This is a genomic window from Desulfovibrio sp. An276 (assembly GCF_002159665.1).
In the GTDB taxonomy this organism is placed as follows: domain Bacteria; phylum Desulfobacterota; class Desulfovibrionia; order Desulfovibrionales; family Desulfovibrionaceae; genus Desulfovibrio; species Desulfovibrio faecigallinarum.
The window spans coordinates 1-13,441 of record NZ_NFJC01000053.1 but is presented as its reverse complement, the minus strand read 5'-3'; the positions used below and the strand labels follow the sequence as shown (position 1 = coordinate 13,441).

Annotated in this window: 11 protein-coding genes; 4 read left to right on the top strand and 7 right to left on the bottom strand. The window is 52.7% G+C overall.

Features of this window, described 5'->3' with window-relative positions:
- The 6 genes from B5F76_RS13705 to wbaP all read right to left on the bottom strand — a co-directional run.
- On the bottom strand, positions 1-1,046 hold a 1,046-nt coding region (locus B5F76_RS13705), incomplete at its 3' end, for a restriction endonuclease subunit S (RefSeq protein WP_087355558.1).
- A 17-nt stretch (positions 1,047-1,063) separates the two neighbouring features.
- Positions 1,064-1,726 (bottom strand): restriction endonuclease subunit S, encoded by a 663-nt coding sequence (locus B5F76_RS13700; protein WP_087355557.1) that lies wholly within the window; start codon positions 1,724-1,726, stop codon positions 1,064-1,066.
- Entirely contained in the window at positions 1,726-3,249 is a 1,524-nt protein-coding gene (locus B5F76_RS13695; protein WP_087355555.1) for a type I restriction-modification system subunit M, read from the bottom strand. The genes B5F76_RS13700 and B5F76_RS13695 overlap by 1 nt, the downstream gene beginning before the upstream one ends.
- 166 nt (positions 3,250-3,415) lie before the next feature.
- A complete protein-coding gene (gene fic / locus B5F76_RS13690) occupies positions 3,416-3,964 on the bottom strand; it encodes a protein adenylyltransferase Fic (protein WP_239407074.1) in 549 nt (182 codons plus the stop codon).
- Positions 3,965-4,000: 36 nt separating this feature from the next.
- Complete coding sequence (locus tag B5F76_RS13685) at positions 4,001-5,392, bottom strand: O-antigen ligase family protein (RefSeq protein WP_087355550.1); 1,392 nt, start codon at positions 5,390-5,392, stop codon at positions 4,001-4,003.
- A gap of 86 nt (positions 5,393-5,478) precedes the next feature.
- Positions 5,479-6,900: an undecaprenyl-phosphate galactose phosphotransferase WbaP gene (gene wbaP, locus B5F76_RS13680; protein WP_087355545.1), complete on the bottom strand. Its 1,422-nt coding sequence runs from the start codon at positions 6,898-6,900 to the stop codon at positions 5,479-5,481.
- A gap of 579 nt (positions 6,901-7,479) precedes the next feature.
- Here wbaP and B5F76_RS13675 point away from each other — a divergent pair.
- The 3 genes from B5F76_RS13675 to B5F76_RS13665 all read left to right on the top strand — a co-directional run bounded on the left by B5F76_RS13675 (position 7,480) and on the right by B5F76_RS13665 (position 10,880).
- Entirely contained in the window at positions 7,480-8,784 is a 1,305-nt protein-coding gene (locus B5F76_RS13675; protein ID WP_144268499.1) for an ankyrin repeat domain-containing protein, read from the top strand.
- A gap of 87 nt (positions 8,785-8,871) precedes the next feature.
- Positions 8,872-9,840 (top strand): hypothetical protein, encoded by a 969-nt coding sequence (locus tag B5F76_RS13670; protein ID WP_204218425.1) that lies wholly within the window; start codon positions 8,872-8,874, stop codon positions 9,838-9,840.
- A gap of 233 nt (positions 9,841-10,073) precedes the next feature.
- Positions 10,074-10,880 carry a MipA/OmpV family protein gene (locus B5F76_RS13665; protein ID WP_162608863.1) on the top strand — a complete coding sequence of 269 codons (807 nt, stop codon included), beginning with the start codon at positions 10,074-10,076 and terminating at the stop codon, positions 10,878-10,880.
- Positions 10,881-11,001: 121 nt separating this feature from the next.
- Here the strand turns inward: B5F76_RS13665 and B5F76_RS13660 are convergent, their stop codons facing one another.
- On the bottom strand, positions 11,002-11,769 hold the full coding sequence (locus B5F76_RS13660) for a TetR/AcrR family transcriptional regulator (RefSeq protein WP_144268498.1): 768 nt from the start codon (positions 11,767-11,769) through the stop codon (positions 11,002-11,004).
- Between the two features lie 236 nt (positions 11,770-12,005).
- On the opposite strand from B5F76_RS13660, the gene B5F76_RS13655 reads away from it, so the two are divergent.
- Entirely contained in the window at positions 12,006-13,208 is a 1,203-nt protein-coding gene (locus tag B5F76_RS13655; RefSeq protein WP_087355538.1) for an RtcB family protein, read from the top strand.
- Positions 13,209-13,441 lie beyond the last annotated feature (233 nt).

The following is a 13,441-nucleotide window of genomic DNA, read 5'->3' as shown; positions in this document are numbered from 1 at the left end:
AATTTTGATTTGTCGACCTGTTGGACGAAGGAGGCAAACTGATTTTGTAGATCTATTGGGGGAAGTATGACGGTTAATGCTTCCAATTGCTGTTTGGTGATTGCCTGACGTGTTGCCCCACCATTTTCCCCGATATCAAGTAAATATTTCTTAAAACGGTCATGTAGAAACATTATATTTGCGAATATAGGATGAAGTTTGTTTGAAATACATCTTATAATTGCAACGTGTTGATTTACTCTAGCAGGTAGAACGTCTTTAGGAACAATACAAGATCGACTTACAGAAGCGCCAGTAATGTTTATGAAAACATCATCTTCCTCAACTATTACATTATCAAGACGTCTTGCCTGTTCATCAGTAATATGTGCTAAGTCTTTGTATTCAAATCTTCCATTATGTACATTCATGCTTCGAATTAATGCAATTCCTTCTTTTGAGTAACTTACTTTACCTCCTCTAGGTGTTGCTCCTGAGCCAATTTTGTTAGTAGCTTCACATAGTTCTGCTTGTTCCCATCCTAAATTGTTAGTAATCGGATCCCCGAACATCTCGATAAATCGGGATTTGACAAGAATATCTAATTTTAATAGTTGTTTTTTCCTTAATTCTATTAAAACATCAATTGAATTTAATTTTTTTGAAATTTTCTTTTGTTTATTAATACAAGGAATATTGATTGGCTCTATTTTATAATCTCTAAAATAAATATGTGGAATTGCTGATCCACTATAATACTTGGAAAGATTCATATATAATATGGCATAATATAGATATCTAATATCAATATCATATTTTTTTGTGGGAATTAAATATTGCATTGTTCCAATTACTGATGAGTATGCTGGTAGCAGCATTGTACGTCCAATACCTGACCCATCTTTTACAATAGCAATATATTCTTCTTTTTGGTGATAAAAATCTATATTTTTAATAAAACCACTTGCTCCAAAGACTGGGTATTTACCTGTGCGTTCTAATAAATCTTTCTGAGCTATGTTAGAAGAAGCCTTCTGACATACATCACCAAGAGTAAATTTTTTCATGCCACCTCACCTCCCCTTCATCCTGCAATAAGTTGGGGATACTGGTAGATAGCTACATGTGCTTTGCCGTAGGGACTAGGAATATTTCTCTGTTTGGTATTCTCCAGCTTTCGACCACCACACTTAAATCGGGATTTGACGAGATGGTCAAGATTGGAGATTTGCTTTTTACGCATCTCTATCAATGAACTGATTAAATTCAATGTTTTTGAAATTTTTTGTTGTTCATGAAGTTCAGGGAAACAAATTTCAAATTCTTTGATATCGCTCAAACGAATTGAAGGATATGAATCGTTTGAAATTAAAGAACTGGGATGATTATATTTAAGATAACATTCTAGATATTTAGAGCTTAAATTTTTGTGAGTAATTATAGCTGCAAGGTGACTAACTAGATAGCAATATCCTTTTAATCTATAAACTCGAGGAATTTTGGCAGACATACCACTTTTAGCAAAAATTACCGTATTAGCAGGAAAAAGTCGTAATTTATATTTTTTTGCAGTTTTTACATCTATATGCTCTAGCTGCTCTTCAGAGCCTCCTGAGCATAAAAATTCAAGACTTTTTGCTCTAATAAAAGGGAAACCTTCAGAAGAAGCAAATTTTATATTTTGTGGAGCTGGCTGCCCAGAAAAAATTTCTGCAATAGAGGAATCTCCTAGCTTTACCCTTTTCATCACAGCATCTCCTCCAACTCGCCCAGCCCTGCTGAGATCTGCATTTCCAGCTCATGCAATTCGGCCATGATCTCCTGAGTGGAAGGATATTCCACAGGCTTGTATTCCACTTGCTTGTATTTGTTGATGGAGAGGTCGTAACCATTGGCCACAATCTCGGCCTTGTCCACGAAAAAGGACTTTTCCGTGCGGGAGCGGTCTTTCTCGGCCTCCAGGTTGGAGAAACGCGCCACAATGTCCGGAATGTCGCTTTGCTCTATCGGAGAGCGTTTGTCATCCAGGGAGAAGCCATCAGCCTCCATATCGTAGAACCAGACATTGTCCGTGCCACCTGCTGCCGTCTTTGTGAAAACCAGAACCGCCGTGGACACGCCAGCATATGGTTTGAACACGCCGGATGGCATGGAGATGACTGCCCGCAATTGGTGGTTTTCCACGATTTCCTTGCGGATGGACACATGCGCTTTGCTGCTACCAAAAAGTACGCCATCCGGGACAATGCAGGCACATTGCCCACCCTTCTTCAATAGCCTCAGGAACAGGGCAAGAAAGAGCAGTTCCGTCTTCTTGGTGTTGGTGACTGCCTTCAGGTTGTCGCTTATATTTGTGGCATTGATAGTTCCCTTGAAGGGAGGGTTCGCAAGGCAGATGGTGTACTTGGAAGAAACGGTGTTTTCCTTTGAAACGCTGTCCTTGTAGCTCACGTCCGGTTTGTCGATGGAGTGGAGCATAAGATTCATGGCTGACAGGCGCAGCATGGTAGGATCGGTATCATTGCCAGTGAAAGCCGGTCCCGCGAAATGCTCCCACTGCTCAGGCGTCATGGTGCTTTCGTATTTGGAGCGGATATACTCGGAAGCCGAGATGAGGAAGCCCGCAGTGCCACAGGCTGGATCGCAAATGGTGTCGTCCGGGGTAGGCTTAAGGAGTGCCACCATCATATCACGGATGTGCTTTGGTGTGCGGAACTGTCCATTGCGGCCCGCAGTAGACAATTTGCTGAGCATGTACTCATAGAAGTCGCCCTGCATGTCGAGCCCAGCAAGGTCATGCTCGTACAGCTCGTCCAGACCTGTGATGACCTTTTGCAGGACTTGCGGCGTTGGCATGAGAAACACTGCATCCTTCATGAAACGGGCAAAGGCTGTTTCTGCAGAGTCTCCGTCTGCGTTTGGCAGTTCGATGAGTTCTCCCCGTTCGTCAAAATCCGGGAGCTTGCCTCCCTTCATGGCCTTGATGGCCGGGAACACACGTTGCGAGACAATGTCGAAGATATGCTGGGCAGCCTGATGCTTGAACTTGCTCCATCGCATGGACTGCCCTGAGGACGTTTGCGGAAATATTTTGCTGACGGGAATGCCGAGTGTCTCCAGTCTCTCGTTTTCCAGCTCCTTGGCATCCAGAGAGCGGATGAACATCAGATAGGTAAGCTGTTCAATGACAGTCAGGGGATTGGCAAGTCCGGCGGAAAATATATCGAGCCAGATTTGATCGACCTTGTTCTTGATGGCGCCTGTAATCATGGATTCCTCATTGGTTTAAAGAGAATAATGTAGTGCTGTCCTATACCATTTGGACACAATTGCGCAATACGGTAACCCTGTTTGCTCATGCAGCCGTTAAGATGGCAGGCTTCTCTTTTGCGCCTTCTGCGAGAGCAAACACTGTTCCATATCAGGGTTCAGCATCTCATGGCAGTTCATTTCTATGGCCTTCATAGTAATACGACTGTTCCAAGCCCTTGAGAATCATATCGAGGTCATCTATCCGATCTGTCAGATATGGCTCAAGAAGCTCCTTCAGTTCCAGGTTGCTGACGGGGCTGCGCTCCATGGCCTGCAGATATCTGGCCTTGTCCACCTTTTGCCAGTCGACCACCTTCCCAAGGCGTTTTTTGAGGATCATGTCCAGCCAGATGCGAGCAGCTCTCCCGTTTCCGTCCATAAATGGATGGGCAACGTTCATCTCCACGTACTTTGCGATGATCTCCTCAAAAGCCGTTTCGGACATCTTATCAATGGCAGCCAGCGTGCTTTCCAGATACAGGCAGTTGGCGAAACGGTAGTTGCCCTTGGCAAAGTTCATCCTGCGGATCTGACCCGCAAAATCGTACAGGTCCTCGGAAAGATACCTGTGTATAGCGCAAAGATCCTTTATTGTGCCGACTTCCATCCGGTCGATGTCGCCACTTTCGAACAGGCGTTTAGCCCTGATAAGACTTTGTTCGTCCAGCTTCACGTCTTGTTCGCTCCCTATTGCATGACTCCGTTCATGTCAGGAGTTCTCGGCCCCTTCTTCTTTCGCGCACCTTTCGCCCATCACAATGGCTCCAAGAGCCACCCCAAGGCCCTGCATGGCCTGGGCCAGCCACCACATGCGGTAGAATTCGTGGCCTGTGACGCCATTGACGAGCCAGGCAAGGTAGCCAAGGGCAAAGAGGCCTGTTATCTGCCAGTAGGTACTCGTCCTTCCGGGAATGTCCGCGTCACTTCTTTGCGCCTCTTGCGCTGCGTTTTCCCCGAAGTGATCCGCAATTGCACGCAGCCTTGGCAAAAGTTTTCTGCCAAGCCACCAGAGCATGCCAAAGAGGAAGAAAAAGCCGAAGCTCGCCCCCACGAGCCCCGAAGAGCAGAGGATGTCCAGATAGAGGTTGTGGGGATGCTCTATGGTGATGAGATCCTTGGTTGGCACAAGTCCCAGGGAGCGGAAGGCCGTGTTGTACATGTCCGCGCCAGCACCAAAGATGGGCCAGTTCCTCAATATCGCAAGGGCAAAGTCCCACAGATCCCAGCGCCCGTTGTCCTGGAAGGCCTGCACGCTCATGCGGCCGGACGCGTCGTGGAAGAACAGAAGGCCCGCAAGCCCGAGAACAAGGACTGCCGGCACAAGAACCTTCCAGCGCCAGAAGCGCATGACAAGGGCCCACCACACAAGGGCAGCAGCCATGAGGGCCACAAGCCCGCTGCGTGCAGCTGCCCCGTAGAGGGTGAAAAGGCCTGGCGCAAGCACAACGCAAAGCAGTACCAGGGACTTTTTGAAGGTGAAGAGTTCCCGGAAAATGAACCACACCCCAAGGGCCGGAATCAGCACAAGGGAGAGGTAGTTGCCGACGCAGTAGTCGCCAATGGCTGCCGTGAGCCTTCCTGCATGGGTGGGATAGCCCATGGGGAAGTCAAAGCCCGTGATGGCCTGCCAGATGCCGCTTAGGCCCACCCAGAAAAAGGAAATCACAAGGGCTGCCACAAGTCTTTTCAGATCCTTCAGGCTTTTCACGCACTCCATGGCTATGAAGGGCAGGATGAGGCCCTTGTTGAAGGATGAGCCCACCTCAAGGAAGCTCTCCCAGGAGTCTATGGAAAAGGCCACGCCTATGAACATCATGATCCACAGGCTTGCAAAGAGCGGCTTCACCGGCAGGGTACGCAACACGCTTTCCTTCCAGGAATAGCGGTAGTACATCACAAGGCAGATGAGGCTTAGGATGGGCATGACCTCGCGAAAGCCGTAGCCCACTGCGAAGAAGGCCATGTGGAACCAGAAGGTCCAGAAGAGAGACCTCTGCCAGAAAAGGGCAGGGTTGGTGTGCCTGAGGGCAAAAAAGGCGGACAATTGCTCTCGCACGCTTCCTCCCTGGCTTGTAACGTGTGTGCTTTGGTTTTCGGACATGTCTTCCCCCGGGCCCTTGGGTGCGCAGGGGCAGACAGTTCCGGCTTTTTTGGATATCCGGACTTTTGGGCCCCTTGCCTTGTTTTCTAATACGCTCCCCTGCCAAAGAGAACAACAGGCACAGTACGCACCAGAATCCAGATGTCCAGCCAGACGTTCCAGTTGGACACGTAGTAGAAGTCGTAGTCCACGCGTCTGGAATAGCTTGTGTCGTTGCGTCCGGATATCTGCCAAAGTCCCGTTATGCCCGGCCGCACGCGGATGTAGTCGTTGAAGACAGAGCCGTACTTGGCCCTTTCGTCCTCGACTATGGGCCTTGGTCCCACAAGGGACATTGTGCCGCGAACAACGTCATAGAGCTGGGGCAGCTCGTCCAGGGACGTCTTGCGCAAAAAGTGTCCTATCTTCGTTACGCGCGGGTCGTGGCGCAGCTTGTGGTCCTCTTCCCACTCCCTGGCCATTTCCGGATTCCTGGCAAGGTAGTCCTTCAGGATTTCGTCCGCGTTGGGCACCATGGTGCGGAACTTGTGCACATAGATTTCCTGGCCCCCGCGGCCAATGCGCCTTTGCTTGTAGAAAACGGGTCCCTTGCTGTCGAGGCGGATGAGAAGTGCCAGGACAAGCACAAGGGGCAGGATGACAATCGAACCCATGAGGCACAGGCCAAGGTCCATGGCCCTCTTGATGGCAAGGCGCCGTTTGTCGTGCAGCCTCTGCTGCAGGAAAAAGCCCGTGGTTGTGTCCAGCACATAGGGGCTCACCAGAAAGTGAAGTATGGGCTCGTTGTCCTCCGCTGCGGGCATGATGAGGATGCGGCTGAAATAGGTGTTCACCCTGGAGAGCGTTGTGTGATCGATTTTCTTCATGCCGGTCACGATCATGGCAACAGCGCCCGGGAATTTCTTTTGTATTTCCTCGAATTGCCTGTTGTCCGGATTCGCTACAAGATCGTCCAGCTCTGCGAAGGCCACAGGACGAAAGCCCTTTTCCGGATGCTTGCGCAAATAGTGCCAGATGTTTTTGCCGGCCTTTGTGTAGTTGAGGAAAACCAGGGGGGCGCCCCACCATTCGCGCCTGCAAAAGAGTTTGGCCACATAGAGGCGGCCCAATGGCACTGCAATGCAGGCAAAGACCCAGGCTATGAGAAAGACCGCGCGCGAATGCAAGAACCCCGTCTTCGAGAAGAAGAGAACCACGAAGATGAGGGAGAAGATGGCCGTCACAAAGCAGAAGAGCCTGTAGAGCACCACGTGGGAGGGCTGCATCAGGGTAGCTGTGTAGAGGCCCATGACCAGGGCAACCACAGGCGAGAAGAGGAGCAGGGTGAAGACCGTGGAGATGGTGTTCGGATGGATGAGGTAGTCTCCGCCCAGCATGCGGACAAGGTAGGCCAGGGCCACAGAGCCTGTGAGGCAGAAAAAATCCGAGAGTATGTAGAGCACCTTGTCCGGGCTGAAACCCAGGGCAGAGCTTGCGCGGCGCAACTTTGACAGGACAGGATGGGGCATTGACAAGAATGGGTGGTTTGCGGGAAAGGGCCATGAGGCCGGATTTTCCTGCCGTGTTGGGAATGGACCCGCAATCCGGGTCGGTACTGGACGTATGCTCGGGAAAAGCCCCACGCCTCGCATTTGTTTTTTTCTGGCAGGACGTGAAGGCCTGTACAACCCGGTTTCCTTCATACACGACAGGGCGTTCATTTACAAGGTGTCCAAACTCTTGCGATGCGCAAATACCGGCCTCAATCCGGGCTATTGGAGAGACTTTGAGAAACATTTGCGGCATCCCCTAAGGGCGCTTGTTCGCAACAGGGCTGATATGCCACTTGCGCGCAGGATGGCGAAAGATTAGGGTTCCTGCGCTTCGAATTCGTCATCCCAAATATTTCGGGAAGGGCAGCCTTGATGAGAACCATGCAGGTACATTGCACACCATACCTCTCCATGCCGGGGAAGGGACGCCATGAGGGGGCTTTTACACCTTCGGCATGCTTGTGTCTTCTGTCCCGGACACTGGTCCTTGCGATACTGGTTCTTTTTCTGCTTGCCCCAACACCCCTCCCGTTTTGCGGATTTTCGGGCGAAGCATTGGCCGAGACCTGGGAGGAGGCAGCCATACGCCTTGAGGAGACCGAGCGCCAGGAAAAGGTCAACGCAGCTTCGAGGGATCTTTTCTACGCCATCACCCAATCCGACGCTGGCAAGGCCGAGCTTGCCATAGCCCTTGGCGCGGACGTGAACCAGTGCGTGGCCTTTGCGGACGCTACGCGCAGCCGCTGTGTCTCGCGCATGCTCGACTACGCAGTGCAGATGTACAAGCCCGAGAGCGACAAGGACGGCGGTCAGGCAGCCCTGCGCACCCTGCGTGTTTTGCTTCGCAAGGGTGCCCTGCTTGTGGACGACGATTTGCTGCATGGGCGTCGCAAGAGCACTGCCCTTGCGCGCTTCTTCGACAAGGAGGCAGTGCTGCTCCTCTTTCTTGAGTCCGGATATCCGGTTACCCCGGACCTTTTGGCAGAGGCAGCCCAGTTTCGCAGCAACGAGGGCTACAGGACAAGCTATCCCCTGCAGCTTCTCTTGCAAAAGGGGCCCTACGGCGTCAAATCCACCTTCAAATCCGGGGATTTCGGAGCAGAGGTGGACAGGCAGATATTGCGCCACCTCCACGGGCCAGAGCACATCCTGGGGCCCCTTGAAAGCACCAGGGGGCTTTCGGGCATAGGCCTTTTGCATCTTGCGGCAGTGACCGGAAACACGGAGGTTGCCTCCTACCTCATCCGCCAGGGCGCGGACATTTCGCAAAGGCTCTCTTCCGGTGTCAACGCCCTGGAGATAGCCTGGGCCCTTTGGGTCTACACCTGGAACGAGGCTGTCTGGAATTCGGACTACCGCTTCGAGCTTGCAAGCTTCCTGGACTTCATCCGCCTGCTCATGCTGCACGGCCTTGGCACGGACTCCATAGAGAGCCACTATCGCGCAAACAGGGAGCTCTACGAGAAGATCTTCGTGAGCAACTGCCAGCTTTTCCTTCTGCCAAACCCCAATGGAGAGGGAAGCATCACCCTGAAGGACTTTCTGGAGGCACACTTTACCCGCACGCATTGGTCCCTTGCGCGCTTTGACGTACTCAACACAAAGGCAAGCCAGCTGTGCACCATTGTGGTCAATTTCGAGGGCAATCTGATCCGGGACGGCGCCCGCATCAGGATTCCCATGGTCTTTCTGGACAATGTGCTCTTCATTGCCGGAAACGAGTTCAAGGACATGCGCTTCCCTGTCACCCGCAACGGCGAGAGACTGCGCCTTGCCCAAACCCTGAACTTCTGGAAGTCCCTGGGGCTTGACGTGAGCGGCGACGAAACGCAAAAAGGCCTGACAGACAATCCTGATTGACGGTTTGCTGGGCCCCTGACGCAAGGCGAGCATTCCTGGACAACAGGACAAAAGGACACAAAGAAAAACAACAAGGCAGGAACATATATGCCAGGATTCATACTCGGGCTGACAAAGGTCTACGACCATCTCGAGGAGTGGTGGGAGAGCAGGGCGACCATGCGCCTTGTGGCGCTCATTACCCTTGTCATCTACTTTCTGGGCCTGGCCTCCATCGAGGCCAAGCGCGTGGGGCTCATCCCTGAGCCTGTGGCCTCCCTCGTGCCCAACCAGCACATCTGGGCCATACATCTGGCCTTCACCACCATCCTCATTGTTGAGCTCATAAGTCTCATCTTCAGTATCTCGTCCTCCTTCTCGCGTTCCGTGGGCAAGCAGTTCGAGATCCTGGCGCTCATTCTTTTGCGCAACGCTTTCAAGGAGCTGGCCCATCTCGAAGAGCCCATAGTGGTTGCCAAACACTGGGAGCCCATTGTCAACATAGGCGCCTACGCCCTTGGGGCGCTTTTCATCTTCATTGCCCTAAGGGTCTTTTTGAACATCTCCCCCCACGGCCACTACATCCGCGAACCTGCCATGCGCCTGCGCTACGCGATTTCCAAAAAGCTTCTGGCGCTCTTTTTGCTGTGCATCTACGTGGGCCTTGGCGTGCGCGACGTGTGGATCTTCACAAACACCGGCGTTGAGCAGAACTTCTTCGGCACTGTCTACACGGTGCTCATTTTCGCGGACATTGCCCTGGTGCTCATAGCGCAGCGCTACATGCCCTGCTTCCACGCGGTCTTCCGCAATTCCGGCTACGTCATAGCAACACTGCTCATGCGGCTGGCCCTCTCGGCCACGGCCCCCTACGATACCTTCATCTCCATCTTTGCCGGCGCCTACGTGCTGGTCCTTGTGTGGGGCATGAACAATTTCGAAAAACTCCCGGACCACGGCCTCTCCCAGAGTGGCTGCGGCGAGAAGAAGGCCGCAAGGCCCAAGCCCCTTGCCTCTGCCCCGGGAAGGCTTGCCAGAAGAGTGAGCCCCAGGCGCCCTGTGCGCAAAAGACCGTAGCGTTCCCGCACATTTTGGATCCCCGGCTTTCCCCGGGGATTTTTTCATCCCCGACGGGAGACACTCCCCCCGGGATGCCGAAAACAGTGCTATGTAATCGCTTGACTACTTTTCCCGGATTTTGCATAGTGCGCGAATTCCATACTTCCTTTTGGCCCTGCCAGGGCTCTTCTTTCTGCCACATGCCTGTCCTGGCAGGGCTACAAGCCAATCCGCTGCCCCTGGAGGCTCACATGCGCCGTCTGTTCGCTCTCTTTCTCTTCCTGTTTGTCCTGACACCAGGCCTTGTCCTTGCCGAGAGTCCTGCCCGCAACGACGGGTCCGTGGATCCGGCTGCCAGGGCATCCGTTTCGTCCTATCTCGCAGGCTTCAACGCTGGCATAGGCGGATCGTGGACAAGCAATGAGTACAAGGGGATGAGCTCAGACGGAACCTTTCTGCCTCTCATTGGTTACGAGGGCGAGCATTTCTATCTGCGCGGTGTTTCCGGCGGCCTGCACCTTTTCAAGAATGAGTGGTTCGAGTTCAACGTCCAGCTCTCCTATCTTTCCCAGCACTTCTACGCCGGCAACAGCGACAGCTGGGCCATGCGCCGCCTGGACGACCGCTACTCAAGCATGCTGGCAGGCCTGAACGCGCGCCTGCTTTCCCCCTACGGTATTCTCTCTGTCACGGGCTCCATGGACGTTCTGGGCTACAGCAACGGCGTGATCGTGGATGGCAACTATTCCTACCCAATTGTGCTCGGCAGACTCAGTGTCATCCCCACAGTCGGCGTGCAGTGGTATGATGCCAACTACACCGACTACTACTATGGCGTAGACTTTGGCGAATCGAGAAGAAGCGGCCTGAGCGAATACGATCCCTCGGGTTCAGTCGCACCATACGGTCAGGTGACGGCGCGCTTCGGCTTCACGGAAAACTGGAGCGCCTTTGCCTCCTTCAGGGCCCTTTTCCTGGACAAGGAAGTGACGAACAGCCCCATGGTCGAGACTTCGGAAAAGTACACCATAGGCCTTGGCCTCATGTACGGCTTCTAGACCCGGTCCCGATTTTGGCCCCATTTCGGACAGAAAGAGACGCAAAAGCCCCCTCCGCAGGGGCTTTTGTTGATCTTGGGCCTTTTCGCAAATGGCTCCCTCGACAGAGTTGAGCACGCCATCAGGAGTAGATCTTCTCCAGCGCCTCGTCGAGGCAGCGCTTCAGGTAGTCGGTGTCGAGCTCGCGCATGTTTTCGTTCTTGAGGAAGGACGTCGAGAGGGAGATGCCGGCAAGCAGGGAAAAGAGCAAGAAGGTCTTCTCCTTGACGTGGGTTCCGGGAAGAAGTCCCTGCACGTTCTGGAAGCGCTCGACATAGAAATCCGAGACAACGTCAGAGACTTCCTCGTCCGTGGCGGACAAAAGTATAAGCCGCAACTCCTTCATTCGATTTTCCACACCTGCTCCGAAGTAGTCGGCAATATGGTTTCTGGCCCTTTGTCTAGAAAGTTCCGCGTGCTCCACATTGTCCCCAAGGGTCATGAGCACTTCGGAAAAGAGCTTTTTCTTGGACTCGAAGTAGCGGTGTATCAGGGTAACGTTGACCTCGGCCAGGGCAGCTATGTCCCTTGTGCCCACCTGCTTGTAGGATTTTTGCGAGAAAAGCTCCTTTGCGGCAGCGAGGATGCGCTTCTTGGTCTCTTCCGCGTTGCGCCTGCGCGGTATCTCCTCTTCCCGTGTCCTGTAGGAGGGAGAATGCGTACCATCGTTTTCGATCTGCCTTTGCGTGGCTGTGTCCGCAAAGGCCTGGGACAGGGGTTTTTTGTCTGCTGTTTCCTGCATGGGGCTTTTGTCCTTGCGCATGCCAAAGGGGCGTTTGATGTTGAGGGGCTTCAATAGGGTGTAGCAGGATTGGCCCCTGCTTTCCAGTGCGGCGCAGGATCTGCGCATGAAATACACAAGTACGCAAAAAGATCGACAAGCATCGGTTTTTTTGCCATACTTCCCTCAACAGGCTTGAGAGTTGCGCCTGTCCAAAGATTGTCCCTTCGCCAAAACCCTCAACCCCAATCCCGAAATACATGCTGTGGGCGTCTTCTATGGCGCCTGAAAGGGTGGATTGCGGCTAACAAGGAGGCCGTGCCCTGTGTTTTTTTGCAAGATGCGGACGGGTACGGGCACAAGACATGATAGAAATCAAGGGAAAACACAACGAGGCAAAGATCTTCACGGACAACGTGGACGAGATCTCTTTGAAACAGATCGAGAAATTGTGCGATCAGGAATTTGTTGCCGAAAGCCGCATACGTCTCATGCCCGACGTTCATGCAGGTGCAGGATGCACCATTGGCACAACCATGACCATCACCGACAAGATAGTGCCAAACCTCGTGGGCGTGGACATTGGCTGCGGCATGGAGACCATACGCCTTGCCGAAAGGGAGCTTGATCTCGAGCGCCTGGACAGGGTCATCCGCGAGAGGATTCCCTATGGCTTCGCCGCGCGCAAAAAGCCGCATGAGAGGTGCGACGAGATTGAGCTCAAGGATCTTTGCTGCCTCAAGTTTGTGAGGATTGGCAAGGCAGAAAAAAGCATTGGCACTCTTGGCGGCGGCAACCATTTCATTGAGATCAATACCGACGACGAGGGTAACATGTACCTTGTCGTGCACTCCGGAAGCCGTCACCTTGGCCTGGAAGTGGCACACTACTACCAGGATCTGGCTGACAAGGCATTGAACGGCAATGATTACAAGACGATCCAGGATGTCATAGACAGGCTCAAGGCTGAGGGCAGGGCTGCGGAAATCCAGCAGACTCTGAAGGAGATCAAGGCAAGGCGCGTCTCGGATGTGCCAGCCTATCTGGCCTACCTCACGGGCGAGCTCTTCGAGGCCTACATACACGACATGAAGATTGTGCAGCGCTACGCTGTGCTCAACCGCAGGGTCATGGTGGAAGAGATCCTGAAGGGCATGGATCTGCACGTGGAGGAACAGTTCACAACCATCCACAACTATATTGACACCGAAACCATGATTTTGCGCAAGGGTGCAGTCTCGGCAAAAGAGGGCGAAAAGCTGCTCATCCCCATCAACATGCGCGACGGAAGTCTCATCTGCCTTGGCAAGGGCAACGAGGACTGGAATTATTCCGCTCCGCACGGGGCAGGCCGTCTTGTGAGCCGGACCCAGGCCAGGAAGACCTTCACCGTGGACGAATTCGAGAAGGAAATGGCCAATGTCTTCTCCACGACTATCGGCAAGGATACCCTGGACGAGTGCCCCATGGCTTACAAGGACATGTCCAACATTCTGGACAATATCGGCCCCACAGCCGATGTGCTGAAAATCATACGGCCAGTGTACAACTTCAAGGCCGGCGAATAGCTGGCCCAATTGTCCGTGACGCCCCCTGATGCCCAAATAGCGCGGGCATCAGGGTAGCAAAAAGGGACGCTCCCAAAGTTTTTTGGCGGCGTCCCTCAAGTATGTCCAAGTCCGTATTCCGAGATTAGGGCGTGTTGACAAATTCATGTGAGTGTTCCAGTAGGAGTACTTACTACACAACCTTCGCCCACATTAACATATTGAAAATATGGAAATAAGAGGAGAATGACAGA

Excerpts from the sequence above, each read along its gene's own strand:
- B5F76_RS13670 (WP_204218425.1), top strand. The coding sequence starts at position 8,872 with ATGCCAGGATTCATACTCGGGCTGACAAAGGTCTACGACCATCTCGAG.
- B5F76_RS13655 (WP_087355538.1), top strand. The coding sequence starts at position 12,006 with ATGATAGAAATCAAGGGAAAACACAACGAGGCAAAGATCTTCACGGAC.
- B5F76_RS13700 (WP_087355557.1), bottom strand. The coding sequence starts at position 1,726 with ATGAAAAGGGTAAAGCTAGGAGATTCCTCTATTGCAGAAATTTTTTCT.
- B5F76_RS13665 (WP_162608863.1), top strand. The coding sequence starts at position 10,074 with ATGCGCCGTCTGTTCGCTCTCTTTCTCTTCCTGTTTGTCCTGACACCA.
- wbaP (WP_087355545.1), bottom strand. The coding sequence starts at position 6,900 with ATGCCCCATCCTGTCCTGTCAAAGTTGCGCCGCGCAAGCTCTGCCCTG.
- B5F76_RS13660 (WP_144268498.1), bottom strand. The coding sequence starts at position 11,769 with ATGCGCAGATCCTGCGCCGCACTGGAAAGCAGGGGCCAATCCTGCTAC.
- B5F76_RS13695 (WP_087355555.1), bottom strand. The coding sequence starts at position 3,249 with ATGATTACAGGCGCCATCAAGAACAAGGTCGATCAAATCTGGCTCGAT.
- B5F76_RS13685 (WP_087355550.1), bottom strand. The coding sequence starts at position 5,392 with ATGTCCGAAAACCAAAGCACACACGTTACAAGCCAGGGAGGAAGCGTG.